General features: G+C 67.5%; 16 protein-coding genes. 11 read left to right on the top strand and 5 right to left on the bottom strand.

All coding sequences use genetic code 11. From position 1 onward, the window contains the following. Window positions 1–135 precede the first annotated feature (135 nt). The 9 genes from NFU04_RS02375 to NFU04_RS02335 all read left to right on the top strand — a co-directional run bounded on the left by NFU04_RS02375 (window position 136) and on the right by NFU04_RS02335 (window position 12,102). Window positions 136–2,052 (top strand): bifunctional 5-dehydro-2-deoxygluconokinase/5-dehydro-2-deoxyphosphogluconate aldolase, encoded by a 1,917-nt coding sequence (locus NFU04_RS02375; RefSeq protein ID WP_251307933.1) that lies wholly within the window; start codon window positions 136–138, stop codon window positions 2,050–2,052. A gap of 30 nt (window positions 2,053–2,082) precedes the next feature. Further along, window positions 2,083–3,933, top strand: a complete 1,851-nt coding sequence (iolD, locus tag NFU04_RS02370) for a 3D-(3,5/4)-trihydroxycyclohexane-1,2-dione acylhydrolase (decyclizing) (protein WP_251307932.1) — start codon at window positions 2,083–2,085, stop codon at window positions 3,931–3,933. A 37-nt stretch (window positions 3,934–3,970) separates the two neighbouring features. After that, a complete protein-coding gene (iolE, locus tag NFU04_RS02365; protein ID WP_251307931.1) occupies window positions 3,971–4,870 on the top strand; it encodes a myo-inosose-2 dehydratase in 900 nt (299 codons plus the stop codon). Window positions 4,871–4,895: 25 nt separating this feature from the next. Further along, on the top strand, window positions 4,896–6,398 hold the full coding sequence (locus NFU04_RS02360; protein ID WP_251307930.1) for a CoA-acylating methylmalonate-semialdehyde dehydrogenase: 1,503 nt from the start codon (window positions 4,896–4,898) through the stop codon (window positions 6,396–6,398). 59 nt (window positions 6,399–6,457) lie between these two features. Further along, window positions 6,458–6,838, top strand: coding sequence for a tautomerase family protein (locus tag NFU04_RS02355; RefSeq protein WP_251307929.1), 381 nt, complete (start codon window positions 6,458–6,460; stop codon window positions 6,836–6,838). 205 nt (window positions 6,839–7,043) lie between these two features. Next, entirely contained in the window at window positions 7,044–8,759 is a 1,716-nt protein-coding gene (locus tag NFU04_RS02350) for a purine-cytosine permease family protein (protein WP_251307928.1), read from the top strand. Between the two features lie 270 nt (window positions 8,760–9,029). Then, the gene (locus tag NFU04_RS02345; RefSeq protein WP_251307927.1) at window positions 9,030–9,965 is read left to right on the top strand and encodes a TIM barrel protein; all 936 of its coding nucleotides are present in this window, start codon (window positions 9,030–9,032) and stop codon (window positions 9,963–9,965) included. 16 nt (window positions 9,966–9,981) lie between these two features. Further along, window positions 9,982–11,154, top strand: coding sequence for a Gfo/Idh/MocA family protein (locus tag NFU04_RS02340; RefSeq protein WP_251307926.1), 1,173 nt, complete (start codon window positions 9,982–9,984; stop codon window positions 11,152–11,154). Between the two features lie 102 nt (window positions 11,155–11,256). Beyond that, the gene (locus tag NFU04_RS02335) at window positions 11,257–12,102 is read left to right on the top strand and encodes an AraC family transcriptional regulator (protein WP_251307925.1); all 846 of its coding nucleotides are present in this window, start codon (window positions 11,257–11,259) and stop codon (window positions 12,100–12,102) included. Between the two features lie 87 nt (window positions 12,103–12,189). On the opposite strand, the gene nspC is transcribed toward NFU04_RS02335, so the two are convergent. The 5 genes from nspC to NFU04_RS02310 form a co-directional block, all read right to left on the bottom strand. After that, complete coding sequence (nspC, locus tag NFU04_RS02330) at window positions 12,190–13,356, bottom strand: carboxynorspermidine decarboxylase (RefSeq protein ID WP_251307924.1); 1,167 nt, start codon at window positions 13,354–13,356, stop codon at window positions 12,190–12,192. Between the two features lie 3 nt (window positions 13,357–13,359). Then, window positions 13,360–14,559 carry a saccharopine dehydrogenase family protein gene (locus NFU04_RS02325; protein WP_251307923.1) on the bottom strand — a complete coding sequence of 400 codons (1,200 nt, stop codon included), beginning with the start codon at window positions 14,557–14,559 and terminating at the stop codon, window positions 13,360–13,362. A gap of 450 nt (window positions 14,560–15,009) precedes the next feature. Beyond that, window positions 15,010–16,122, bottom strand: coding sequence for an agmatine deiminase (gene aguA, locus NFU04_RS02320; RefSeq protein WP_251307922.1), 1,113 nt, complete (start codon window positions 16,120–16,122; stop codon window positions 15,010–15,012). A gap of 8 nt (window positions 16,123–16,130) precedes the next feature. Next, complete coding sequence (locus tag NFU04_RS02315) at window positions 16,131–17,477, bottom strand: Na+/H+ antiporter NhaC family protein (protein WP_251307921.1); 1,347 nt, start codon at window positions 17,475–17,477, stop codon at window positions 16,131–16,133. Between the two features lie 188 nt (window positions 17,478–17,665). Beyond that, entirely contained in the window at window positions 17,666–19,063 is a 1,398-nt protein-coding gene (locus NFU04_RS02310) for an aminotransferase (RefSeq protein ID WP_251307920.1), read from the bottom strand. 190 nt (window positions 19,064–19,253) lie between these two features. On the opposite strand from NFU04_RS02310, the gene NFU04_RS02305 reads away from it, so the two are divergent. Further along, complete coding sequence (locus NFU04_RS02305; protein ID WP_251307919.1) at window positions 19,254–20,501, top strand: M20 family metallo-hydrolase; 1,248 nt, start codon at window positions 19,254–19,256, stop codon at window positions 20,499–20,501. Then, window positions 20,498–22,015 carry an aldehyde dehydrogenase gene (locus NFU04_RS02300; RefSeq protein ID WP_251307918.1) on the top strand — a complete coding sequence of 506 codons (1,518 nt, stop codon included), beginning with the start codon at window positions 20,498–20,500 and terminating at the stop codon, window positions 22,013–22,015. Before NFU04_RS02305 ends, NFU04_RS02300 begins: the two co-directional genes overlap by 4 nt. The last annotated feature ends 27 nt before the right edge of the window (window positions 22,016–22,042 follow it).

Here is a 22,042-nt window from a genome sequence, read left to right as displayed (position 1 = left end):
ATTTATTGAATGGATGGAATCTTCGTTCTAAAATAAATTCCAAGTGGAACACATAAACCGGCATCTTCACCCATCACCGACCGGCCGAGCCGCGCGAGCGGGGCTCGGGACTGGCCAAGTCTAGGATGCGAGCCCATGACTGACACCAAGACCCTCGACCTGATCTGCCTGGGACGCGCCGCCGTCGACCTCTACGGCGAGCAGATCGGTAGCCGCCTGGAGGACATGAGCGGCTTCGCCAAGTACCTCGGCGGTTCCTCCGGCAATATCGCCTATGGCACCGCCCGCATGGGGCTCAAGAGCGCCATGCTGACCCGGGTGGGCGACGAGCATATGGGGCGCTTCGTGCGCGAGGAGCTGGCCCGGGCCGGCGTCGACACCGGCCATGTGATCACCGACCCCGAGCGCCTCACCGGCCTGGTGCTGCTGGGTATCAAGGATCGCGACACCTTCCCGCTGATCTTCTACCGTCACGACTGCGCCGACATGGCCCTCGAGGCCGATGACGTCGACCCGGCCTTTATCGCCTCCAGCCGGGCGTTGCTGATCACCGGCACCCACTTCTCCACCGAGCGGACCCACAACGCCAGCAAGACTGCCATCGAGTACGCCAAGGCCGCCGGCACCAAGGTGATCCTGGATATCGACTACCGCCCGGTGCTCTGGGGCCTGACCGGCCTGGGCGACGGCGAGACCCGCTTTATCTCTAATGAAGGCGTCAGCCGCCACCTGCAGAGCATCCTGCCCGACCTGGACCTGGTGGTGGGCACCGAGGAGGAGGTGCATATCGCCGGCGGCAGCACCGATACCATCGCCGCCCTGAAACGAATTCGTGAGCTCACCAACGCCACCATCGTGCTCAAGCTGGGCGCCCAGGGCTGCACCGTGCTGGACGGCGCCATCCCCGACAGCGAGGCCGACTTCGTGGTGCATACCGGCGTCAAGGTGGACGTGCTCAATGTGCTGGGGGCCGGCGACGCCTTTATGAGCGGCTTCCTGCGCGGCTGGCTGAACGGCGAGTCCCACGAGCGCAGCTGCGCCTATGCCAACGCCTGCGGCGCCCTGGTGGTCTCCCGCCACGGCTGCGCCCCGGCCATTCCCAGTGCCGAGGAGCTCGACGACTACCTGGCCCGGGCCGCGTCGATCCCACGCCCGGACCTGGACGCGCGACTCAACCACCTGCATCGGGTCACCACCCAGCGCAGCGCCACCGAGTGGCAGGACCTGTGCATCCTGGCCTTCGACCACCGCAAGCAGCTGTTCGACATGGCCCGGGAGGCGGGCGCCGATCCGGCACGCATCAAGACCCTGAAGCGCCTGCTGGTGCAGGCTACCGAGCGCGGCGCCGAGCGCCTGGGGGCGAGCCAGGTGGGGGTGCTGATCGACGACACCTATGGCCAGGACGCCCTCAACGACGTCACCGGTCGCGGCTGGTGGATCGGCCGCCCGGTGGAGCTGCCCAGCTCCCGGCCCATCGAGCTGGAGGGCGGTCGCGATATCGGCAGCCGCCTGAAGAGTTGGCCCCGGGAGCATATCGTCAAGTGCCTGGTGTTCTTCCATCCCCAGGATGGCGTCGAGCTGCGTCGCGCCCAGGAGCGCCAGGTGCTGGAGCTCTACCGGGCCTGCTGCGCCTCCGGGCACGAGCTGCTGCTGGAGATCATCCCGCCCCGCGACATGGCCAGCGACGACGACACCTACCTCCACACCATGCAGCGCATCTACAACCTGGGGGTGCAGCCCGACTGGTGGAAGCTGCCGCCCCAGACCCCGGCCGCTTGGCGACGCATCACCGAGCTGCTAGCCGAGCGCGCCCCCCACTGCCGCGGCGTGGTGATGCTGGGCCTGGACGCGCCGGCCGAGGAGCTCAAGCAGGGCTTCATGGACAGCGCCGGCGTCGAGGTCTGCAAGGGCTTCGCGGTGGGGCGCACCATCTTCGGCGAGCCGAGCCGCAAGTGGTTGCGCGGCGATTACGACGACGAGCAACTGATCCAGGCCGTGCTGGCCAACTATCTGGAACTGGTGGAAACCTGGCAGGCGCGCCAGCGCGCCTGATCCCGTAACGCGCCTTTGAAGGGTAAGACTATGAGCACCATTCGACTCACCATGGCCCAGGCCGTCGTCCGCTACATGATGGCCCAGAAGGTCGAACTCGACGGCGAGATCCAGCCGCTTTTCCCCGGGGTCTGGGCGATCTTCGGCCACGGCAACGTGGCCGGCCTGGGCGAGGCCCTCTACCAGGCCCGCGAGACCCTGCCCACCTACCGGGCCCATAACGAGCAGGGCATGGCCCACGCCGCCATCGCCTACGCCAAGACGCTCAATCGCCGCCAGGTGATGGCCTGTACCGCCTCGGCGGGGCCGGGCTCCACCAATATGGTCACCGCCGCCGCCGTGGCCCACGTCAACCGCCTGCCGGTGCTCTTCCTGCCGGGGGACACCTTCGCCACCCGCCTGCCCGACCCGGTGCTGCAGCAGGTGGAGAATTTCCATGACCACACCCTGACCTCCAACGACTGCTTCAAGCCGGTGAGCCGCTTCTTCGATCGCATCACCCGCCCCGAGCAGCTGCTCACCTCGCTGCCCCAGGCGGTGCGGGTGCTTACCGATCCGGTGGAGTGTGGTCCGGTCACCCTGGCGCTGCCCCAGGACATCCAGACCTTCGCCTATGACTATCCGGCGCACTTCTTCGCCGAGCGGGTGCATCGGCCGCGGCGTCAGGCCGCCGACCGTCGCGAACTCGAGGACGCCATCGCCCTGATCCGCCAGGCGAAGAAGCCGCTGGTGATCGCCGGGGGCGGCGCCCACTACGCCGAGGCCCTGGCCGAGTTCGAGGCCTTCGTCTCCGCCTACCACCTACCGGTGGGCGAGACCCAGGCCGGCAAGGGGGCCCTGCCCTGGGATCATGTCCAGAACCTGGGCACCATCGGCGTCACCGGTGGCGCCGCCGCCAATGCGCTGGCCGCCGAGGCCGACCTGATCATCGCCGTGGGCACCCGGTTGGGCGACTTCGCCTCCGGTTCCCGGGCCCTGATCAATCCCGAGGCGAAGCTGCTCTCCGTCAACGTGGCCTCCTTCGATGCGGTCAAGCACAAGGGCCAGGCCCTGGTGGGCGATGCCAAGCTCAGCCTGCCGGAGCTCAGCGCCGGCCTCGATGGCTGGCTCCCCGAGGGCGCCTGGATCGAGCAGGCCGCCGCCCTGCGCGCCGACTGGAACCAGACCGTGGAGCGGGTCACCGCCGACCGCGGCACCGATCTGCCCTGTGACGCCGAGGTGGTGGGGGCGGTCAATCGCGCCGCCGGCGAGCGCGACATCGTGGTGTGTGCCGCCGGCGGCCTGCCCGGTGAGCTGCAGAAGCTGTGGCGCACCCGTTTCCACCGCGGCTACCACCTGGAGTACGGCTACTCCTGCATGGGTTACGAGCTGGCCGGCGGCCTGGGCGCCAAGATGGCGATGCCCGACTCCGAGGTCTTCGTGATGGTCGGCGACGGCTCCTACCTGATGCTCAACTCCGAGATCGCCACCTCGGTGATGCTGGGTCACAAGATCATCGCCGTGGTTCTCGACAACCGTGGCTACGGCTGCATCCACCGCCTGCAGCAGTTCTGCGGCGGCCCCGGCTTCAACAACATGCTCGACGACTGCCTGACCGTGGAGGGCGGCGCGCCCAAGACCGATTTCGCCGCCCATGCCGCGGCGCTCGGCGCGAAGGCCGAGCGGGTCGGCAATATCCAGGAGCTGGAGGCGGCCCTGGAGCGCGCCAAGGCCGCCGAGATCAGCTACGTGATCGCCATCGACACCGATGCCCTGGCCGATACCCAGGACGGCGGTTCCTGGTGGGACGTGGCGGTGCCCGAGGTCTCGGAGCGTCCCGAGGTCAATGAGGCCCGGAGCCGCTACGAGGCCTATAAGGCCCGCCAATTCAAGAATCTCTAACTCTCGACCCCATCACGAGCGAATTCAGGAGTCCAATATGAGCGTAAGACTGGGCATCAACCCCCTGACCTGGACCAACGACGATATGCCGTCGCTGGGCGGCGATACCCCCCTGGAGACCTGCCTCTCCGAGGGCAAGCAGGCCGGCTTCTCCGGCTTCGAGCTGGGCCACAAGTTTCCCCGCGACCCCGAGGTGCTGGGTCCCATCCTCGATAACCACGGCCTGTCGTTGGTCTCCGGCTGGTACAGCAGCGAGCTGCTGACCCGTACCGCCGAGGAGGAGATCGAGGCGATCAAGCCCCACCTGCGCCTGCTCAAGTCGCTGGGCGCCACCGCCATGGTGTTCTGCGAGGTGAGCCGCTGCGTGCATGGCCAGCGTGACGTGCCGCTCTCCCATAGCCCGACCATGAGCGAAGAAGAGTGGCAGACCTTTATCCCGCGCCTCAACCGGGTGGCGGACTACTGCCAGGCCCAGGGCGTGACGATCGCCTATCACCACCACCTGGGCACCCTGATCGAGACCCCCGAGGAGATCGCCCGGCTGATGGCGGAGACCGCCCCGTCGGTTGGCCTGCTGCTCGACTCCGGCCACCTGGTGGGCGCCGGCGGCGACCCGGTGGCCGCCCAGAAGCTGTACGCCGAGCGCATCAAACATGTGCATTGCAAGGACATCCGTAGGGAGGTGCTGGAGGACCTGCGCAACCGCGACCTCAGCTTCCTGGAAGGTGTGCTGGGCGGAATGTTCACCGTGCCGGGGGACGGCTTTATCGACTACGTCAGCCTCTTCAAGGGGCTGCGCGACAGCGACTACCAGGGCTGGCTGGTGGTGGAGGCCGAACAGGACCCCGCCGTGGCCCACCCGCTCACCTATGCCCGCCTGGGCCACGACAACCTGCAGCGCTTCTGCGACGAGGCCGGCCTCCGGGTCACCCAATAACCGAATAGCGAAAGGAGTTTCCCCCATGAGCATGCTGGGCAACTATATCCATGGCCGGGCCGAGGCCAGCCACAGCGGGCGCAGCGCCCCCGTCTACGACCCCGCCACCGGCGAGGAGTCCCTTCGAGTGGCGCTCTCCAGTGCCGACGAGACCCGCGAGGCGGTGCGTTCGGCCTCCGAGGCCTTCGCTACCTGGTCCAGGGTCTCGCCGCTCAAGCGCGCGCGCATCCTGTTCAAGTTCAAGGCCCTGGTCGAGGAGCACGCCGACGAGCTGGCGCGGCTGATCTCCCGCGAGCACGGCAAGGTGTTCTCCGACGCCAAGGGCGAGCTGACCCGTGGCCTGGAAGTCGTCGAGTTCGCCTGCGGCATCCCCCACCTGCAGAAGGGCGAGCACTCCCTGAACGTGGGCACCGGGGTGGACAGCTACTCGATGATGCAGCCCCTGGGGGTCTGCGCCGGCATCTCGCCGTTCAACTTCCCGGCCATGGTGCCGATGTGGATGTTCCCCGTGGCCCTGGCCTGCGGCAACACCTTCGTGATGAAGCCCTCCGAGAAGGACCCCTCCACGCCGATGCGCCTGGCCGAGCTGCTCAGCGAGGCGGGCCTGCCGGACGGCGTCTTCAACGTGGTCAACGGCGACAAGGAGAGCGTGGACGTGCTGCTCACCGACGAGCGGGTCCAGGCGGTGAGTTTCGTCGGCTCCACCCCCATCGCCGAGTACATCTACGCTACCGCCTCGGCGCACGGCAAGCGGGTCCAGGCCCTGGGCGGTGCCAAGAACCATATGGTGATCATGCCCGACGCCGACCTCGACCAGGCCGTCGGCGCGCTGATGGGCGCGGCCTACGGCTCCGCCGGCGAGCGCTGCATGGCCATCTCGGTGGCCGTGCCGGTGGGCGAGGAGACCGCCGAGCGGCTGCGCGAGAAGCTGGTGGCCGAGCTTGACAAGCTGCGCGTCGGCCCGGGCCTGGTGGATGGCCCCGATAACGACATGGGCCCGCTGGTCACCCGCGAGCACCTGGAGAAGGTCCGCGGCTATATCCAGGCCGGCGTGGACGAGGGCGCCGAGCTGGTGGTGGACGGCCGCCAGGCACGCATTGAGGGGGCCGGCGACGGCTACTTCGTGGGCGGCAGCCTCTTCGATCACGTCAAGCCGGGGATGCGCATCCACCGCGAGGAGATCTTCGGCCCGGTGCTGGCCATCGCCCGTGCCGCCAGCTACGACGAGGCGGTGAAGATGATCAACGACCACGAGTACGGCAACGGCACCGCCATCTTCACCCGCGACGGCGACGCCGCCCGTCAATTCTGCGAGCAGATCCAGGTGGGCATGGTCGGCGTCAACGTGCCGATCCCGGTGCCCATGGCCTTCCACAGCTTCGGCGGCTGGAAGCGCTCGCTGTTCGGTCCGCTGCATATGCACGGCCCCGACGGCGTGCGCTTCTACACCCGCATGAAGACCATCACCCAGCGCTGGCCCAGCGGCATCCGCGAGGAAACCAACCACTTCACCATGCCGACCCTGTGAGCGGCTGACCCCAACCCGGCGCCGGAGCCCGCTCCGGCGCCCCAGCCAGGGAGCACGCCATGCCCCTCGTGACCCTTACCCTGCCGGATCATCGTCCGGTGCTGTGGCGCAAGAAGGTCGCCGACCTGGTCAACGCCGCGGTCATCGAGACCCTGGATTTCCCCGAGGATGATCGCTACCAGATCATCCAGCCCCTGCCGGTGGAGCAGATGGAGTTGCAGGCCCGGCATCGCGACGCCGTTATCCTGCAACTGACTATGCGCGCCGGTCGCCCGACTCATGCCAAGCAGGCCTTCTACCGCCGCATCACCGATGACCTGGCCCGCCAGGCCGATATCGACCCCGCCAACGTGATGATCGTGATCACCGAGAACCGGGACGCCGACTGGTGCTTCGGCCACGGCGAGGCGCAGTTTCTCCAGGCCCATCAGGCCAGCTGAGTGTCGGCACGCTCCCCCGAATCCGTTGGCGCCGAAGCGTCCGATGGCCACTTCGTCTGTACCCGGAGGGCTCTGGCCTCGACTAAAGTCGGGGAGTGAATGGTTTGAATAATCCATTCGTGGAATCTATATTCTAGAACGTGTATTTCATCAGCCTCTTCGGCAGCGTCGGCCAGAGGGGCATCGACAATAACCGGAGACGCTTATGAGCACCCAGACCTCGACACTCGCCGCGCCGGGCGCCAGCGCCTCGACCGCGGATTCCGGCCAGGGAGGGGAATTCGAACACCAACGCATCCCCGCCAGCCGCCAACTCAGCGGCAAGTACTTCCTCGGCTCCTATGCCGGCGAGCATGTCGCCGGCACCGAATTCGTGATCGGCGCCTCCCTGGTGGCACTGGGCGTCAGCACCAGCGACCTGCTGTGGGGCCTGCTGATCGGCAACCTCTTCGCCGTGCTCTCCTGGGCCTGGGTGTGCAGTCCGGTGGCGACCCGCTCGCGCATGACCATCTACTGGTACCTGGAGCGCCTGGCCGGCAAGCGCTTCTCACTGGCCTACAACCTGCTCAACGGCCTGATCTTCGCCGTGGTCTCCGGGGCCATGATCACCGTCTCCGCCTCGGCCTTCCGGGTGGTGACCAGCATCCCGCCGCAGACCGCCTGGTATCCCCAGAGCCTCAGCTTCGTGGCCCTGGTGCTCTTCGTCGGTGCCATCACCGTATGGATGACCCTCAAGGGCTTCAAGCTGATCGCCAACTTCTCCACCGTCTGCTCGCCCTGGATGGCCACCATGTTCCTGGCCAGCGGCGTGGTCACCATCCCGGTGCTGCTGCATATGGGGCAACTGGACGGCATCACCAGCCTCGCCGGGGTGGTCGACACCTTCGTCTGGACCGGCGCCACCCCGGACGGCGCGCCGGGTATCTCGGTGTGGGTGATCGCCGCCTGGGCCTGGGGCGCCAACCTGCCCATGCACCTGGGCATGAGCGACATGTCGATCCTGCGCTTCGCCCGCAAGTCCTCCTACGGCTACTTCTCCGCCGCCGGCATGTATATCGGCCACTACATGGCCTGGGTCTGCGCCGGCATGATGGGGGCCACCGCGGCGCTGCTGGCCGGCTCCCAGCTCACCGAGATGGACCCGGGCGGCGTGGCCTTCCGGATCCTCGGCGCCATGGGGCTGATCGCCGTGGTGATCGCCGGCTGGACCACCTCCATTCCCAGCCTCTATCGCGCCGGCCTGGCCTTCCAGTCGGTCTTCCCGAAATATTCCCGGGTCCGGGTGACGGCGGTTACCGGGCTGGTGACCACCCTGATCGCCTGCTTCCCCTTCGTCTTCACCCAGTGGCTCAATGTGCTCTCCTACTTCATCATGCTGATCGCCCCGGTGGGGGCCATCATCGCCGCCGAGCACTTCCTGCTGCCGCGCCTGGGCATGCGTCCCCTGTGGCGCGAGCATCGGGGCCTCGCCGACAACCGGCCCGCCTTCCTGGCCTGGGGCGTCGGGATCCTGGCCGGTGTCCTGCTGCTGATGGAGGGCTCACTGCACCTCTTCACCCTCTTTATTCCCGTCTGGCTGGTCAGCCTGGTGGCCTATCCGCTGCTGTGCCGGGCCCTGGGCGTCGAGCGCGACGCGGGCGGCGACGTCTATACCGAGGCCTACGGTCCGGTGCATCCGCCGGAGGTCCCCGGCGGTGAGGCCGAGGCGCACCATCCGGTACGGGTGCTCGACCCCTGGTACTTCACCGCCGTGGCCTGCCTGTTGGTGATCCTGGGGGCGGCCGGCTGGGCCTGGTTCAACGGCGCCGATGCGGTGGCTCACCTGGACAGCTTCCAGTGGCTGATCGTGGTGCCCACGGCGCTCTACTTCGCCTCCGCCACCCTGTGGATGAAAAACCGCCGCAAGCCGCGCACCACCTGAGGCAAGGCGCGCTTCCACTCCCCTCGACGGGCCGGCTTCGCGCCGGCCCGTCGTCGTTGGCCGTTGGGGCAAGGGGATAACAAGAAAGTGAATTTACTGATGCCTCGCCACCGGAATAAGTGCTCCGGGTCGCCCGTTTCAGCGTATGGAGAGGATTGCGGCAGGGAAGAAATAACAAGAAAGTGAAAATAGGTGGATCGGCCGACTGCTGTAATGGGGGCGAGTGGGCATCGGCCCCTCATCCCAAACCTTGCTCACGGAGTCCTCCGAATGCAGTTACGAATCGCCAGCGCGCCCTGTTGCTGGGGCGTCGACGACGTCAACAACCCCCACCTGCCGCCCTGGGAGCGGGTCCTCGACGAGGCCGCCGAGGCGGGCTACCAGGGCCTGGAACTGGGGCCCTACGGCTACCTGCCCCTGGAGGGCGAGCGCCTCGCCCGGGCCCTGGAGGCGCGTGACCTGACGGTGGTCGCCGGTACCATCTTCGATGACCTGGTCGACCCGACCAACCTCGATAGCCTGATCCGCCAGACCCACGAGATCTGTGGCTTCCTCAGGCGGCTGCCGGAACTGCCCCGGGCGCCGGGCCAGCGCCACCCCGCCCCCTATCTGGTGCTGATCGACCATGTGCATGCCGAGCGCAGCCGCCATGCCGGTCACACCGAGACGGCGCCGCGCCTCGCCGACGATCGCTGGGACACGCTGATGGCGAATATCCGCGCCATCGCCGAGCTGGCCAGCCGCGAGTACGGCATCCGTGCGGTCGTCCATCCCCATGCCGGCGGCTATATCGAGTTCGCCGACGAGATCCGCCGCCTGCTGGTGGATATACCCGACCACACCGCCGGCCTGTGCCTGGATACCGGCCATCTCCACTACTCCGGTATGGATCCGGTGACCTGGCTGCGCGACCACGCCGCGCGCCTGGACTACCTGCATTTCAAGGATATTGCGCCGCGGGTCTTCGCTGAGGTCATGGCCGACCGGGTGGACTTCTTCGCGGCCTGCGCCCGGGGGGTGATGTGCCCCATCGGCCAGGGATGCATCGACTACGACGCCATCCGGCGCCTGCTCCAGGAGATCGACTACCAGGGCGATATCACCATCGAGCAGGAGCGCGACCCCCGCCATGCCGACGGCAGTCTCGCCGCGGTGACCGCCAGCCTCGACTACCTCAAAGACCGGGGCTTCCGGGCCAGCTTCTGATACGGGAGACACGACCATGATCCAGGGTGACCTGAGAGTGACTGCACCCATCCGCTGGGCGATGGTGGGCGGCGGCCGCGGCAGCCAGATCGGCTATAGCCATCGCTGCGCGGCGCTGCGCGACAACAGCTTCCAACTCCTCGCCGGGGCCTTCGATATCGATCCCGAGCGGGGCCGCGACTTCGGCGAGGCGCTGCGGGTGGCGCCGGAGCGCTGCTATTCCGACTACCGGACCCTGTTCGCCGAGGAGGCCAAACGATCGGACGGTATCCAGGCGGTCTCCATCGCCACCCCCAACGGCACCCACTTCGCCATCTGCCGGGCGGCGCTGGAGGCCGGCCTGCACGTGGTCTGCGAGAAGCCACTGTGCTTCACCATCGAGGAGGCCGAGACCCTGCGCGCCCTGGCCGGGGAGCGGCGCCGCCTGGTCGGCGTGACCTACGGCTATGCCGGGCATCAGATGATCCGCCAGGCCCGGGCGATGATTGCCGCCGGCGAGCTCGGCGAGATCCGCATGGTGCATATGCAGTTCGCCCATGGCTTCCATAGCGAGGCCGTGGAGCTGGCCAACCCCAGCACCCGCTGGCGAGTCGACCCGAAGCATGCCGGGCCCAGCTACGTGCTCGGCGACCTGGCGACCCATCCCTACTATATCGCCGAGACGCTGCTGCCGGATCGGCGCATCAAGCGACTGCTCTGTTCGCGGCAGAGCTTCGTGGCAAGCCGCGCGCCCCTGGAGGACAACGCCTATGTGCTGATGGAGTACGAGGGCGGCATCATGGGGCACCTGTGGGCCTCGGCGGTCAATGCCGGCTCCATGCACGGCCAGAAGGTGCGGGTGATCGGCTCGAAGGCCAGCCTGGAGTGGTGGGACGAGCACCCCAACCAGCTGCGCTACGAGGTGCAGGGCGAGCCGGTCCGGATCCTGGAGCGGGGCATGGATTACCTCTCACCCGAGGCGCGGGAGGACGACCGTATCGGCGCCGGCCACCCCGAGGGGCTCTTCGAGGCCTGGGCCAACCTCTACGGCCGCTTCGCCCTGGCCATGGAGGCGCTGGACCGCGACGATACCGCGGCCGTCGAGGCCCTGGGCATCCCCGGCATCGAGGCCGGCGTCGAAGGGGTGCGCTGGGTGGAGCACTGCGTGCGTTCCGCCGAGGCCGGGGCGGTGTGGGTCGACTACCGCTGATCGCGGGAAGCGGTCCGCGGTTATTCCATGAATCCAGGCGGGCTGGCACCCGCCACCGGGGCCGGGCGAAGATGGGCGGCGTGACGGCGAGGAGACGAATCGGTGATTCAGCGTTTTATGGTTCCCACCGCCGGCGGCTCGCCGGTGGTGGAGCGGCCCGCGGAGCTGCTCTATATGTGCCTGGCGGAGGGTCACCAGAGCGAGATGCCCCGGGCCATGCATCGCCACGACGACCGCGCCGAGATCGTCTTTATCCGCGAGGGGGAGGGCACCCATATCATCGGCGGGCACGAGTACCGCACCCGCCGCGGCGACGTGCTGATCTACAACAGCGGCGTCCTCCACGACGAGTCGGCACGGGCGGAGGTGGGCATCGGCGCCTACTGCTGTGGCTTCCGCCACCTCAAGCTCAAGGGGCTGCCGGTCAATCACCTGGTGCCCGACCAGGGCCGGCCGGTGCTGGCCAGCGGCGAACACCATGATGCCATCGAGGGCCTGATGCGGCTGCTCTATGAGCGGGTGGGGCAGGGCGAGGCGGAGGTGTGCCATCACCTGCTGCAGGCGCTGATCCAGTTGGTGGGGCGCCTGCTGGAGCGGCCTGAGCCACGCCTCGAGGTCCCCGGCTACGACCTCGGCCAGGAGGTGCGCCGCTACCTCGACGAGCACTATGCCGAAGAGATCGACCTGGCCGGCCTGGCCGCGCGCTTCAAGGTCAGCCCCTACCACCTGGCCCACCGCTTCAAGGCCGCGGTGGGCTGTGCGCCCATCCATTACCTGATTCGCCGCCGGATCGGCGAGGCCCAGTCCCTGCTGATCCATACCCGCCTCGACGTCGCCGCGGTCGCCGAGCGGGTCGGTTACCGCCACGCCAGTTATTTCACCACCGCCTTCGGGCGGGTCGTCGGGGTAACGCCCGGCGATTATCGGCGGCGCTACTTGAACGACTGAGATAGGAGCTATTGGTGGGAAGCCATAAAAAAAACGCCACGCCCAGGCTACCTGGGCGTGGCGTTTCGCTGTGGGCGGGCGACTCGCTTAGCTAAGCCGCTGCATATAGTCCACGTAGCCGAAGGTCCGCACCGTGCGCACCTCGCGGCTCGCCTCGTCGATGCGGCAGATCGACGGCAGGCGGATGCCATTGAAGGTGGTGGTCTTGACCATGGTGTAGTGGGCCATGTCGGTGAACACCAGGCGGTCGCCGATTTCGAGCGGCGCATCGAAGGAGTAGTCGCCGATCACGTCGCCGGCGAGACACGTCATGCCCCCCAGGCGGTAGGTGTGGGCCTTCTCGTTCGGTTCGCCGCCGCCGATGATCTGCGGTCGGTAGGGCATCTCCAGCACGTCGGGCATATGCGCGGTGGCGGAGGTGTCGAGGATGGCGATGGGGCCGTCATTGTCGACGATATCCAGCACCGAGCAGACCAGGTAGCCGGTATTCAGCGCGATGGCCTCGCCCGGCTCCAGGTAGACCGTCAGATGCGGATGGCGCTCCCGGAAGCCGCGAATCACCCGCACCAGCCGCTCGACGTCGTAGTCCTCGCGGGTGATATGGTGGCCGCCGCCGAAGTTGACCCATGTCAGGCCGGCCAGGTAGTGGCCGAAGCGCTCCTCGAAGGCCGCCAGGGTCGACTCCAGGTCGTCGCTGTTCTGCTCGCACAGGGTGTGGAAGTGCAGCCCCTCGAGGCCGTCCATCACCTCCGGGGTGAGGTCCCGCGCCCGGGTGCCGAGCCGCGAGCCCGGTGCACAGGGATCGTAGAGCGGCACCGCGCCGGTGGAGTGCTCCGGGTTGACCCGCAGCCCGCAGGAGACCCGGCGGGGAGCGCCCGCGATGGTCTCGCGGAAGCGCCGCCACTGGCCCGGGGAGTTGAAGCTGAGGTGGTCCGCGTAGCGCAGCACCACGCTCAACTCCTCCTCGGTGAAGGCCGGCGAGTAGCAGTGCACCTCGCCGCCGAAGGTCTCCGCCCCCAGGCGTGCCTCGTCCTGGCCGCTGGCGGTGGTGCCCACCAGGTACTGGCGGACCAGCGGGAAGCTGTCCCACATGGCGAAGCCCTTCAGCGCCAGCAGGATGCGCGCGCCGCTGCGTTCCTGGACCTCGGCGAGGCGCTCCAGGTTACGGCGCAGCAGGGCGTCGTCCACCACATAGGCCGGGGAGGGGCAGGCCCGGACGTTGAAGTCCAGGCCCTGCTCGCGTGCGTTCGCCATGGCTCAGGCCAGGGGGTCGTGGTCGGGGTCGAGCTCGACCACCTGCCAGGGCAGGCCCATCTCGCCGATGCGCGCCATGAAGGGGTCGGGGTCGAGCTGCTCGACGTTGAACACGCCCGCGCCCTTCCAGATGCCTTCCAGCATCAGCATGGCGCCGGTCACCGCCGGCACGCCGGTGGTGTAGGAGATGGCCTGGGACTGGACCTCGGCGTAGCACTGCTCGTGGTCGCAGATGTTGTAGATATGCACCTTGCGACGCTTACCGTCCTTGATGCCGTCGGCGATGATGCCGATGTTGGTCTTGCCCTTGGTGCGCGGCCCCAGGGAGGCCGGGTCGGGCAGCACCGCCTTGAGGAACTCCAGCGGGGCGATCTCGGCATCGCCCACCTTGATCGGCTCGATGCTGGTCATGCCGACGTTCTCGAGCACCTTGAGGTGGGTGATGTACTTGTCGGAGAAGGTCATCCAGAAGCGGATGCGCTCCAGGCCCTTGATGTTCTGGCACAGGGATTCCATCTCCTCGTGATAGAGGAGGTAGATGTCCTTCTCGCCGATGCCGTCGAAGTCGAACTTGCGCTTCACCGCCAGCGGGTCGGTCTCCTTCCACTCGCCCTTTTCCCAGTAGCGACCCTTCGCGGTGATCTCGCGAATATTGATCTCCGGGTTGAAGTTGGTGGCGAAGGGGTAGCCGTGATCGCCGCCGTTGGCATCCAGGATGTCGATGCGGTGGATCTCGTCGAAGAGGTTCTTCTGGGCGTAGGCGCAGTAGATATTGGTCATGCCCGGGTCGAAGCCGCAGCCCAGGGTGGCCATGTTACCGGCCTCCTGGTAGCGGTCCTGGAAGGCCCACTGCTCCTTGTACTCGAACTTGGCCTCGTCCGGATGCTCGTAGTTGGCGGTGTCCAGGTAGGGCACGCCGGTACGCAGACAGGCCTCCATGATGGTCAGGTCCTGATAGGGCAGGGCCACGTGGATCAGCACGTCCGGTCGGAACGACTCGATCAGGGCGACCAGCGCCTCGACGTCGTCGGCATCCACCTGGGCGGTCTGGATCGGGCGATCCAACTGGTCGGCGATCGCCTTGCACTTCGCCTCGTTGCGGCTGGCCAGCAGGATCTCGCTGAAGACCTCGGGATGCTGGGCACACTTGTGGGTAACAACACCGCCGACGCCTCCGGCGCCGATAATCAAGACTTTGCTCATGGGTTCGAATCCAGATCGGGAAATGTCAACAGTGGTAGGGTCTTATCGGTAGTGGGCCGCCACAGCGCACCCCGACCCGATGCCACCCCGGTCATGGCCTCGCTTGGCTCCGCGTCATGCTGGGCCGGCGAGAGGGCGCAGATAATGGCCCCCCATGAGGCTGGTCGCAAGTAGTTTTCGCGTCAAGGGGCAACAAAACGCTTGCGCGGCGTCACCAAGCCGTATAACGACGCCGCCGAGGCCCCGTATCAGGACCTCGGCGGTGTCGGAGTTCGTTCCATCTAGCATTGAGGCTCGGGGCTAACCTGTGGGCAGGCACTCCGGAAGGCCGGCCCCGCACAAAGACGCTGTGAATCCCTCCCTGGACGCTCGACTTTTTCGTCCCTGAAAAAGACGCTTTGTTCCGGCCTGCCCCCAGCGCCCCTCGGTGCTCCCAGCGGTAGTAGGCGATCAGGGCCTGGGCTGCTGCTGGGTAATGCAGTGGATATTGCCACCGCCCAGCAGGATCTCCCGGGCCGGCACCCCGACCACCCGCTTGTCGGGGAAGAGCCCCTGGAGAATCGCCCGGGCTTCCTCGTCGTGGGCGGGGTCGAGGAAGGGCATCACCACCACCGAGTTGCCGATATAGAAGTTGACGTAGGAGCCGGCCATGCGGTCGCCGGGCTGGCGCGGGTGGGAGCTGTTGAGGCGATCCAGGCCGCTGGCCTCGTCCTCGGCGATATACAGCGGGCCGGGCTGGGGCAGCTTGTGCACGGTCAACGGGCGCCCCTTGGCGTCGGTGGCGCCCTCAAGCACCGCCAGCGCCTCCCGGGAGATGGCGGCCTGGGGGTCCGTCTCGTCGTCGCACCAGGTCAGGGCCACCTGGCCCGGGGCGACGAAGCAGCAGAGGTTGTCCACGTGGCCGTCGGTCTCGTCCAGGTGGCAGCCCCGGGGCAGCCAGATCACCTTGTCGATGCCCAGGGTGTCGCGAAGCACCGTTTCCATCCCCTCGCGGCTCATCTCCGGGTTGCGGTTGGCGTTGAGCAGGCACTCCTCGGTGGTGATCAGGGTGCCCTCGCCGTCCACATGGATGGCGCCGCCCTCCAGCACTACCGGCGCCTCGAAGCGCGGGATGCCGAGCATCTCGGCGATCTTGGTGCGGATGCGCTTGTCCTTGTCCCAGGGAAAGTAGAGGCCGCCCTTGAGGCCGCCCCAGGCGTTGAATACCCAGTCCACCATGGCCAGGCGGCCGTCCGGGTGGGTCAGGAAGGTGGGGCCCATGTCGCGCATCCAGGCGTCGTTGCTGGAGAGCTCCACCACGCGGATATGCGCGGGCAGCTGGTTGCGGGCGTTCTCGTACTGCTCGTCGTTGACGCCGACGAACACCGTCTCGCTCTCGGCGATGGCGCAGGCCACCTCGGCGAAGGCCTGCTGGGCCGGCTTGGCGCCGTAGCGCCAGGTGTCGGGGCGCTGGGGCCAGAGCATCCAGCAGGCGTCGTGGGGGGCGAACTCGGCGGGCATGGCGAAGCCCTGGGCCCGGGGCGTGGCCTCGGTGGTGGCTCGATCGATCATTGGCTGGTTCATGGCGATTCTCACAGGTGGCCGACCATCAGGAAGATACCGGCGGCGATGGCGGCGGCGATCAACACATAGGGTAACTGGGTCAGGGCGTGGGCCATGGGGGTGCAGCCGCTGCCCTGGGCGGAGAGCACCGTGGAGTCGCCGTAGAAGCAGGCGTGGCTGCCGAAGGCGCTGGCCGAGATCAGGGCGCCGATCACCAGCGGCATATGGCTGTCCATGCTCGCCGCCAGCGGCAGCACGATGGGCATGGCCACGGCGAAGATGCCCCAGAAGGAGCCGGTGGCGAAGGCCAGGAAGGCCATGGTGACGAAGACCACCGCCGGCAGCAGGGCCGGGGTCATCAGCGGCTGCACGGTGGCGATCACGTAGTCGGTGAGCCCCAGCACGTCGTTGACCTCCTTGAGGGTGAAGCCCGCCACCAGGGTGCCCAGCGGCATGATCATCGCCTTGAAACCATCCAGAGCGGTGTCGAAGGTGTCGTTGAAGCTCAGCAGCTTCTGGCTGGCGATCAGCACCAGGGTCACTGCCAGGGCGACGATGACGCCGCGCAGAATGTCGATCTCGAAGTACCAGGTGAAGAAGATCAGGGTGGCGATGGGTAACAGGAAATTAAGCAGATGCGGCCGCTTAGCGCCGGTGTCCTCGACCTCCAGGGCGGTGTCGTCGACGCCGTCCGGCATCAGTTGGCCGGCGGCGGCGCGGGCCTCGGCGGCCTTCATGGGGCCGAGGTTGGGAATCCAGCCGAGTGCCACCAGGGGTACCACGGCGGCGGCCACCCAGGCATAGAACATATAGGGAATGGACTCGATATACAGGCCCATGCCGTTGCCGGCGACGTTGTTCTCCTCCAGCAGGCCGGCGAAGAACACCGCCCAGGTGGAGAAGGGCACCAGGATGCAGATCGGCGCCGCCGTGGAGTCGACGATATAGGCGAGCTTCTCCCGGGAGATCTGGAAGCGGTCGGTGACCTTCTTCATGGAGGCGCTGATGGTCAGCGCATTGAGGTAGTCGTCGACGAAGATCACCAGCCCCAGCACCCAGGTGGCCAGCAGGCTCTGGCGGCGGCTATGGATACGTTGGGTGATGGCGTCGCCGAAACTGAGCACGCCGCCGGTCTTGACCAGCAGGGCGATCAGGCTGCCGAACAGGCCGCAGACCAGGATGATCCAGGTGACGGTGTCGTTGCCCAGCACGCTGAGCAGGATATCCGAGCCCTGGGTGACCACGCTGGTGGGGTCGATCATCAGCAGCCCCACCAGGGCCCCGGCCATCAGCGACTCGATGGTACGGCGGGTGATAATGGCCATGCCCAGCACCACCAGGGTGGGGAGCAGGCTCCAGGCGCCAAAACTTTCCATACAAGACTCTCTATTTATCGTTGTGGTAGCTATCCGGTTCTTAATCGAGAAGGTGCCGATTTATGTCGCGAGCGAAGATAGGCTGGCCGCCGCCGGAGCACAGCAACCGGAGTTGACAGTTTGCTCAATGAGGATTGCGAGCACCGCCGGCGGTCAGGATGTCGAGCGCAGCAATAAATCGGCCCTTCTCAGAGGAAACCGTCGGCCTTGAGGCTAGCCGTGGTGGCGGCGAAGGCCTCGTCGAGGATGGCCACTACCCGGTCCACGGTGTCGCGGTCCCAGATCAGGGGCGGCGAGATGATATTGAGGTGACCCACCGGGCGGATGATCAGGCCGCGCTTCTGGGCCTCGGCGGCGACCCGGTCGCCGACCCGCGCCTCCACCGGCAGTAGCGCCTTGGTGGCCTTGTCGGCGACGTTCTCGATGGCCAGCATGAAATGGCTGCCGCGCACATCGCCCACCGTCTCGTGATCCGCCAGGGTCTTGAGCTTCTGCTCCAGGTAGGGGCCCACCTCGCGGACATTCTCGCAGATCGCCTCGCGCTCCAGGATCTCGATGTTCTTCAGCGCCGCCGCGCAGCTCACCGGATGGCCGGAGTAGGTGAAGCCGGTGCTCAGCACGCCGCCCTTGCCCTGGGGGGTGCCCAGCACCTCGAAGAGCTCGTCGGAGATCAGGGTGGCGCCCAGGGGCGCATAGCCCGAAGAGAGGCCCTTGGCGCAGTTGATGATATCCGGCTGGGTGTCGAAGACCGCTTCAGACGCGAAGAAGTGACCCAGGCGACCGAAGCCGGTGACCACCTCGTCGGCGATAAACAGGATATCGTTGGCGCGGCACACCGCCTGGATGCGGGCGTGGTAGCCCTGGGGGGCCATCAGCACGCCGCCGGCGCCCATGATCGGCTCGGCGATAAAGGCGGCGATATTCTCGGCGCCGATCTCGGCGATGGCCTCCTCGAGCTCCTTCACCAGGTGATCGCAGTAGGCCGCCTCGCTCATGCCCTCGGGGCGACGGTAGCAGTTGGCCTCGCTAAGGTGGGTCACCAGGTGGTCGAGGGTATCGAATTCCCAGTTGTTGCTGGCGATGCCGGTCAGGCTGGCGGCGAGGTAGGTGGTGCCGTGGTAGGCGTTGTTGCGCGACAGGATGCGCTTCTTGTTGGGCTTGCCCAGGCGGTTGAAGTAGTAGTGCACCAGGCGGATGGTGGCGTCGTTGGCCGCCGAACCGCCGCAGCTGTAGAACACATGGTTGAGGTGGGCCGGGGCCAGCTCGGCGAGCTTGGCGGCCAGCTCCGCCGCCGGGGCGTTGGAGAGGTTGTTGAAGGTGGAGAAGTAGGCCATGCGGGTGGCCTGGTCGGCCATGGCCTGGCCGATCTCGGCGCGGCCGTGGCCCACGTTGACGCACCACAGGCCGGCGATGCCGTCGATGAAACGGTTGCCGTGGACGTCCTCCACGTAGATGCCGTCGCTCTCGGTGATCAGGTCGCAGCCCTTCTCATGGAAGAGGCTGTAGTCGGTGAAGGGGTGGATGAAGTGATCCTTGTCCTTCTGCCACAGCGCCTGGGCGTCGTAGGTGCGGGTCTCGGTGCTCATGGTCTCGCCCTCGCTTGTCCGATGTCGTTGTTGAGATGAGTCGTTGGAGGTCAGGAGCAGACTAGCGAGGGGCGGGGCGCCGGGAATATATCCCGATTGGGGTATATCGGTGCGCTTGAGGAGCCGCCTAAGGTGTAGCCATTCCGCAGTAAGCAACCAGTACCCTTCACAAGAACCGGGGAGGCACCCTATGACGGTTTCCATCGATGGCCAGCGGCTCTGGTCGAGCCTGATGGCCATGGCCGAGATCGGCCCCACCGCGAACGGCGGCAGCTGCCGCCTGGCGCTGACCGAGGAGGATGCCGCCGGGCGGCGCCTGCTGATCGAGTGGTGCGAGGCGATCGGCTGCACCCTGCGGGTCGATCGGGTCGGCAACCTCTTTATCCGCCGCCCCGGCAGGCGCGACGACCTCGACCCGGTGGCCACCGGCAGCCACCTGGATACCCAGCCCAAGGGCGGGCGCTTCGATGGCATCCTCGGGGTGCTGGCGGGGCTCGAGGTGTTCCGTACCCTGCACGACCAGGGAATCGTCACCGAGCGGCCCCTGGAACTGGTGGTGTGGACCAACGAGGAGGGCAGTCGCTTCGCCCCGGCCATGGTCGCCTCCGGCGCCTTCGCCGGCGAGTTCAGCGAGGAATACACCCTGTCGCGGACCGATCGCGACGGCGTGACCCTGGGCCAGGCCCTGGCGGCCAGCGGCTTCGCCGGCGAGATGCCGGTGGGCGAGCCGCGCCTGGCGAGCTTCTTCGAGCTGCATATCGAGCAGGGCCCGGTGCTGGAGGAGGAGAACGAGGTCATCGGCGTGGTCACCGGCGTCCAGGGCATGCGCTGGTTCGACGTCACCCTGCGCGGTCAGCCGGCCCATGCCGGCCCCACCCCCATGACCTATCGCCACGACGCCCTGGCCGCCGCGGCGAGGCTGATCGACCGCCTGCAGGCCCATGCCCTGGCCGATACCAGCGGCGGTACCAAGGTCACCGTCGGCTGCCTGGAGATCGACAGCCCGTCGCGCAACGTGATTCCCGGCGAGGTGCGCCTGACCATGGACCTGCGCCATGTGGTGGAGGCCGAGCTGGACGCCCTGGAGGCGCGCTTCGACCGGGAGCTGGCCGCCCTCACCGAGGCCTTCGGCGTCGAGACCGCCAGCGAGCGCATCTGGGCCTCGCCGGTGGTGAACTTCGATGCCGGTTGCATCGACGCCGTGGAGCGGGCCGCCCGGGCCCAGGGCGTGGCCTATCGGCGCATGATGAGCGGCGCCGGCCACGACGCCGTCTATGTCTCCCGGGTCGCCCCCACCTCGATGATCTTTATCCCCTGCCGCGACGGCATCAGCCATAACGAGGCGGAGTACGCCACCCCGGAGCACTGCGCCCTGGGCACCCAGGTGCTGTTCGAGGCGATGCTGGAACGCGCCAACACCCTGGAGGCGAGCCAATGAGTGCCCTCGAGTCCGTGCAGCCCCCCACCACCCAGTCCGACTGGCAGGCCCTGGCCGAGCGCCTGATCCCGCGCCTGGAGACCCGCGCCTTTATCGACGACGCCTTCGTCGATGCCGTCGACGGCGCGACCCTGGCGACCCTCAACCCGGCCACCGGCGAGACCCTGGCGCATGTCGCCAGCTGCGACGCCGCCGATGCCGAGCGGGCCGTGGCCGCGGCTCGGGCCGCCCATGCCCGGGGTGACTGGGCGCGGTTGGCGCCGGCCAAGCGCAAGCAGACGCTGCTGCGCCTCGCCGAGCTGATGGAGGCCCACAAGGACGAGCTGGCGCTGCTCGATACCCTGGACATGGGCAAGCCGGTCTCCAGCTCGCTGGGCGATATGGCCGGTGCCATCGGCACCGTCCGCCATCAGGCGGAATCCATCGACAAGGTCTACGGCGAGGTGGCCCCCACCGGCGACGACAGCCTGGGCCTGGTGCTGCGCGAGCCCCTGGGCGTGGTGGCCTCCATCGTGCCCTGGAACTTCCCGCTGATGATGACCGCCTGGAAGATCGCCCCGGCGCTGGCCGCCGGCAACTGCGTGATCTTGAAGCCCTCGGAGAAGTCGCCGCTGTCGGCGCTGCGCCTGGCCCAGTTGGCCAAGGAGGCGGGCCTGCCGCGGGGCGTCTTCCAGGTGCTGCCCGGTTACGGCCACACCGTGGGCAAGGCCCTGGCGCTGTCCATGGAGGTCGACTGCCTGGCCTTCACCGGCTCCACCCAGGTGGGCAAGCAGCTGATGCAGTATGCCGGTCAGTCCAACCTCAAGCGGGTCTACCTGGAGTGCGGCGGCAAGTCCCCCAACCTGGTCTTCGCCGACTGCAAGGACCTGGACAAGGTGGCCCAGCACGCCGCCGCGGCGATCTTCCATAACCAGGGCGAGGTATGCATCGCCGGCTCGCGCCTGCTGGTGGAGAACTCGATTCGCGAGGCCTTCGTCGACAAGGTGGTCGAGGCCGCCAAGGGCATGCAGCCCGGCGACCCGCTGGATCCCGCGAGCTTTATGGGCGCCATGGTCGACGAGACCCAGTATCGCCGGGTGCTCGACTATATCGCCAAGGGCGCCGAGGAGGGCGCGACACTGCGCGCCGGCGGCCAGGCCCTCGACGGGGCCGGCTACTTTATCCCGCCCACCGTCTTCGACGGCGTGACCCCGGCCATGACCATCGGTCGCGAGGAGATCTTCGGCCCGGTGCTGTCGGTGTTCGGCTTCGACAGCGAGGACGAGGCGGTGGCCATGGCCAACGACAGCGACTACGGCCTGGCCGCGGGGCTGTGGAGCCAGGACATCGACCGCGTCATGCGCGTCTCGCGCCGGCTCCACTCCGGCCAGGTGTTCGTCAACAACTGGGCCGGTGGCGATCAGACGGTGCCCTTCGGCGGCGTCAAGCAGTCCGGCAACGGCCGCGACAAGTCCCTGCACTCCCTGGAGGAGTACACCGAACTCAAGACCGTATGGATGGCGCTCACCCCCTGAGCGATAGCCCCATGCCCGCGGAGCCGT

Source organism: Halomonas sp. NCCP-2165 (assembly GCF_023708045.1).
Lineage (GTDB): Bacteria > Pseudomonadota > Gammaproteobacteria > Pseudomonadales > Halomonadaceae > Bisbaumannia > Bisbaumannia pacifica.
This window is presented reverse-complemented; position numbering and strand designations above follow the sequence as displayed.

Coding starts and splice junctions, on each gene's coding strand:
- NFU04_RS02375 (WP_251307933.1), top strand. CDS start 136: ATGACTGACACCAAGACCCTCGACCTGATCTGCCTGGGACGCGCCGCC.
- iolD (WP_251307932.1), top strand. CDS start 2,083: ATGAGCACCATTCGACTCACCATGGCCCAGGCCGTCGTCCGCTACATG.
- iolE (WP_251307931.1), top strand. CDS start 3,971: ATGAGCGTAAGACTGGGCATCAACCCCCTGACCTGGACCAACGACGAT.
- NFU04_RS02360 (WP_251307930.1), top strand. CDS start 4,896: ATGAGCATGCTGGGCAACTATATCCATGGCCGGGCCGAGGCCAGCCAC.
- NFU04_RS02355 (WP_251307929.1), top strand. CDS start 6,458: ATGCCCCTCGTGACCCTTACCCTGCCGGATCATCGTCCGGTGCTGTGG.
- NFU04_RS02350 (WP_251307928.1), top strand. CDS start 7,044: ATGAGCACCCAGACCTCGACACTCGCCGCGCCGGGCGCCAGCGCCTCG.
- NFU04_RS02345 (WP_251307927.1), top strand. CDS start 9,030: ATGCAGTTACGAATCGCCAGCGCGCCCTGTTGCTGGGGCGTCGACGAC.
- NFU04_RS02340 (WP_251307926.1), top strand. CDS start 9,982: ATGATCCAGGGTGACCTGAGAGTGACTGCACCCATCCGCTGGGCGATG.
- nspC (WP_251307924.1), bottom strand. CDS start 13,356: ATGGCGAACGCACGCGAGCAGGGCCTGGACTTCAACGTCCGGGCCTGC.
- NFU04_RS02325 (WP_251307923.1), bottom strand. CDS start 14,559: ATGAGCAAAGTCTTGATTATCGGCGCCGGAGGCGTCGGCGGTGTTGTT.
- aguA (WP_251307922.1), bottom strand. CDS start 16,122: ATGAACCAGCCAATGATCGATCGAGCCACCACCGAGGCCACGCCCCGG.
- NFU04_RS02315 (WP_251307921.1), bottom strand. CDS start 17,477: ATGGAAAGTTTTGGCGCCTGGAGCCTGCTCCCCACCCTGGTGGTGCTG.
- NFU04_RS02310 (WP_251307920.1), bottom strand. CDS start 19,063: ATGAGCACCGAGACCCGCACCTACGACGCCCAGGCGCTGTGGCAGAAG.
- NFU04_RS02305 (WP_251307919.1), top strand. CDS start 19,254: ATGACGGTTTCCATCGATGGCCAGCGGCTCTGGTCGAGCCTGATGGCC.
- NFU04_RS02300 (WP_251307918.1), top strand. CDS start 20,498: ATGAGTGCCCTCGAGTCCGTGCAGCCCCCCACCACCCAGTCCGACTGG.